The following is a 4,306-nucleotide window of genomic DNA, read 5'->3' as shown; positions in this document are numbered from 1 at the left end:
TCAGTCTGTAGAGCGACCATAAGACCAGAACAGAGTAAATCTGTTAAGGCAGGTGCGGAACCCCGCAAGGGAAAGAAGCAGAAACCTAAATCGTGAGGTTTGGGAATCACCGTCCGTTTACGGCGGTGAGGATGTCAATCTCAGAGCATTAACGGAGCTATGGATGGCCAAAAATCGACAAAATTGTCCATTTTTACCGAAAAAAGGTAATTGATAACTGAGCAACGGGAGCATCGAGCGTGAGATTTCATTGGTTATTCCTAAGCGCATTAACTTGGTTGCTGGTGGCGGCCCCTGCTTGGGCAGGCAAGCTCGTCTTTTGGCGATTCGACACCAATGAGAATCGTCTGGTCTTCACCACCGACAATCGAGTGCAACCGCGAGCGCAAATGATCACTAACCCCACCAGGATCGTGATCGATCTGCCCGGGATCAAGTTAGGGCAACCCAATATTAACCGGCCCATTGGCAATATCGTCAGAAGTGTCCGTATTGGTCAATTTGATGCGGAAACTACCCGTTTAGTGATTGAATTGGCCCCAGGCTACACCTTTGACCCTCAACAGGTAAAAATTCGCGGAATTTCGCCCACCCAATGGACAGTGGAATTGCCAGAACCCCAACCGATTAGGGAGGAAACGCAACCACCCGTCACCCCTGACCCCACACCTCCCCCCGATCGCGGTTCCACCCGTCCCACTCCCCCACCTCCAGTTAGCCAGACGGACAACAACGATGATTTTCAGGTAACTCGCAATGGTCTTTTTGTCCGTTTAGAGCAAAATGGTGATGAGCGATCGATCCGCAGTCAACGCAGCCGGGACGGCAAAAAAATCGAATTTGAATTACCCGGGGCCACTTTACCCAGTAGTCTCACCGGTCAAACTATCCCCGTCAATCGCTATGGGGTCGGTGATATTCAATTCAGTCAGACTGCCAATCAACGGGCCAAGATTTCCCTGAGCGTTAATAAGGATAGTCCCGATTGGCAAGCTCTCTATAGTCGTTTTGGTGGTTTGGTTTTACTGCCTAGGGGCGGTCTGAGTTCCGTGGATAATATCTCCTCACCTCCCCCGACTCAGGCCACCAATCCCACTCCCCGTCCCAATAATCCCCCGGCGAAAACTGCCAATAATCCCCCTTCTAGCAGTCGTTTGGCCACCATCTCCTCGATCGATCTGACGGGCAATAATGATCGCCTCTTAATTCGCGCGGATTTACCCCTGAAAGCTAACGGCACTGTTAACCGGGATGGTGTCTATGAACTACGCATCGAAAATGCTAAGTTAGCCGAGTCTTTCCGCGGTCCGCGCTTCGGTCGCCATAGTCCCATCTATCAATTGCGGGTACGTCAGGAAAGTGCCAATAAGGTGCTGATTTTGGTACAGACGGCCGCGGGTTTTCAACTGGGACAATTAACTCAAACGGGCAATCAAACCCTAGCCCTAGAATTGCTGTCATCTCCCAATTCTAACCCCGTTTCTCAGGTTCCTGACTCCACCACTATACCTGTCCCTTTACCCCCCAATACGGGGCAATTTAACCCACCTCCGCGCCCCTCTAACCCCACTCCTAATCCCCCCCGACAAGGCAATAGCCGCTTTCTAGTGGTGATCGATCCCGGCCACGGGGGTAAGGATCCGGGGGCGATCGGAATTGGTGGCCTTCAGGAAAAAAACGTAATTCTGCCCATTTCCCTAGAAGTTACCCGCATCCTGCAACAACAGGGCATCGATGTGCGTCTAACTAGAGATAGCGACTTTTTTGTCACCCTGCAAGGTCGCACGGATCTGGCTAACCAGATCGATGCCGATCTATTTGTCAGTATCCACGCTAACTCTATGGGGAAAGCACGACCGGATGTCAATGGCATAGAGGTTTATTACTTCGGTGATCGCCGTTTATCGGATACCATCCATCGCAATATTGTCCGCAGTGTCGATCTGCGCGATCGGGGGGTGCGTCGGGCGCGTTTCTATGTGCTGAGAACCTCGAAAATGCCCTCTACCCTCGTGGAAGTGGGTTTCGTTACCGGCGCTGAGGATGCTGCTAAATTAGCCAATGCCAACTTTCAACGACAAATGGCGGCGGCGATCGCAAGGGGGATTATTGAATATATTCAACGAAATCTCCGTTAATGATTAAATGATTGGAGCATTAGTTTACTGATCAAAAAATCCGTGTTTTAATATCATCAAATAAAGCTACTTTAGATCAGCGTTTTCCTCGATATCTATGAGAGAATCACAATTTAGTCCGATTGGTGTGTTTGATAGTGGTGTGGGTGGACTGACCGTTTTAAGGGAGTTGTATCGACAACTGCCCCAAGAATCGATTCTCTATTTCGCTGATACCGCTAGACTTCCCTACGGAACCCGTTCTAAAGGGGAAATTATCGAATTTGTCCGGGAAATTCTCACTTGGATGAGCGAGCACCGGGTGAAAATGGTGATTATGGCCTGTAATACCAGTTCCGCCTTGGCTTTAGAAGAAGTACAGGCCGAATTTAAAGATTTACCAATTTTGGGGGTAATTTTACCCGGGGCAAAAACTGCCGTGCAAAAAGGAAAGCGCATTGGGGTGATTTCTACTCCCGCTACGGCTAAAAGTAATGCCTATAAACAAGCGATTCAAGAAATCGATCCTACTGCCCAAGTTTGGCAAATTCCCTGTCCTGAATTTGTCCCTTTGATCGAGGCTAACCGCATTTTTGACCCCTACACCACGCAGGTGGCTAGGGAATATCTTCAGCCTTTACTAGCAGAAAATATTGATACTCTGGTCTATGGTTGTACCCATTATCGCCATCTTTCCCCGGTTTTACGTCGTCTTTTACCTAGTTCCGTGCGGTTGGTAGATCCCGCCGCTTCCGTTGTCCGAGCGGCGGAAAAAGAACTAGAATTATTAGGTCTAAAAAATCCCGAAACACCCCTACCTACTAACTTCGCAGTTAGCGGTGATCCTGACACTTTTGCTCGTTTATCTCGTCAATGGCTCGGTTTTTCTCCCAGGGTAGAAAAGGTTTATCTGCAATGTCGGGTGAAGACCCTCGGTTTTACCGATGGGATGAAACAAAGGCCAGTATAGAACAGCGAACCACAGCTAAAAATAAGTGTCTAGTCTCAAGAGCGAAATCTCGAATGACTTCTGACATTGTTAATGGCATTCTAGTGGCGTATTCCGAAGTGCGCTTGCTCTTCTTTTGGGGTCATTAGCCTTGGCAGTGTTTTTTCCTTTAAAGGTCTTGAAGTACTCACGAAAAATAGCTACCATATAAGTATAGCGGCTAGGGTAAACAACCGCTTGAAAAACCCCTGTAGTCTAATCACTACGCTATCTGCACCTTGACAATCAAAGATATGGGGTTCTACCTAATGTTCTAGTTTCTACCTGTAGGTAGGTAAAATCTTTGCAGGAACTAGACAAAGCAGTATTTGAAGCTAACACTTCAATTAAAGCAAATTTTGTAGAAATACAACTAGGGTGGGGCGCACCCAAAGTTAACGCTTGAGGAGAGAACCACCTCTGGGTTGAGAATCGCAAGGTACTTAGTCTAAGTCCACATCGGTGAATCAAGAATCCCTTGCTTGAGCGCGACGGGAGCGTCAACTGCCTGTCCCCGTTTTATAGCCGTCAGCCTTTTTCAGTTTAGGAGTTGATTTTAGCTTTTTTAGCGATCGCTAGTAAGAGATAGATCACCAGTAGATACATCATTGGTAACACTAAGGTCATGGTAGGCATTGTTTGATTAGGGAGGAGAGAAGATATTTAAAATTAGGTAGGCTCGATCTTTCCCCATTGATCATCGAATGACTAGCGACGAGAAAACTAGCTAAATCTGCAAACAGATCGAGCTTATCCGTCAGTCACTCTACCAAGGGACCGGGACTGAGTTGGACAGGTAATCGTTTTCAACTCCATTCTTCGCACCAGAAACCGACGAGAAAAAATTCCTCATCTTAACAATTCCTAGGTGAGAACTGGGGGTTAATTTCTTGCAACTGCCACTATCAACTTAACATAAGTTGTCAAGGACTGGGAAAAAATTTTTTTAAGCTCTATCGAAAGGAGAATAATCAAGATTTTGCAAAGAAGATTGTCGTCGTAATCATACGAAATCCTGTTTAAAAGGTAATAAAATATTGGGAAGTGGGGAGTGGGAAGTCCCGTATTTCTCACAAAAAGTGCGATCACCAACCCCAGAAGCTTTACAGAATGAGGGTTTGAACAGAGCGCTCGCCTCGAAGCACAAACGACAGTGTGTTGACGTTCCAAGACTTAAAATCATTATCAATTAGACGTTAGG

Annotated in this window: 2 protein-coding genes; both read left to right on the top strand. The window is 47.1% G+C overall.

Features of this window, described 5'->3' with window-relative positions:
* Nucleotides 1–239: 239 nt before the first annotated feature.
* Nucleotides 240–2,138: an N-acetylmuramoyl-L-alanine amidase gene (locus IM322_RS15715; protein WP_287675834.1), complete on the top strand. Its 1,899-nt coding sequence runs from the start codon at nt 240–242 to the stop codon at nt 2,136–2,138.
* A gap of 97 nt (nt 2,139–2,235) precedes the next feature.
* The gene (gene murI / locus IM322_RS15710) at nt 2,236–3,087 is read left to right on the top strand and encodes a glutamate racemase (protein ID WP_287675832.1); all 852 of its coding nucleotides are present in this window, start codon (nt 2,236–2,238) and stop codon (nt 3,085–3,087) included.
* Nucleotides 3,088–4,306: the final 1,219 nt, after the last annotated feature.

Source organism: Microcystis sp. M109S1, assembly GCF_020247025.1.
Lineage (GTDB): Bacteria > Cyanobacteriota > Cyanobacteriia > Cyanobacteriales > Microcystaceae > Microcystis.
This window is presented reverse-complemented; position numbering and strand designations above follow the sequence as displayed.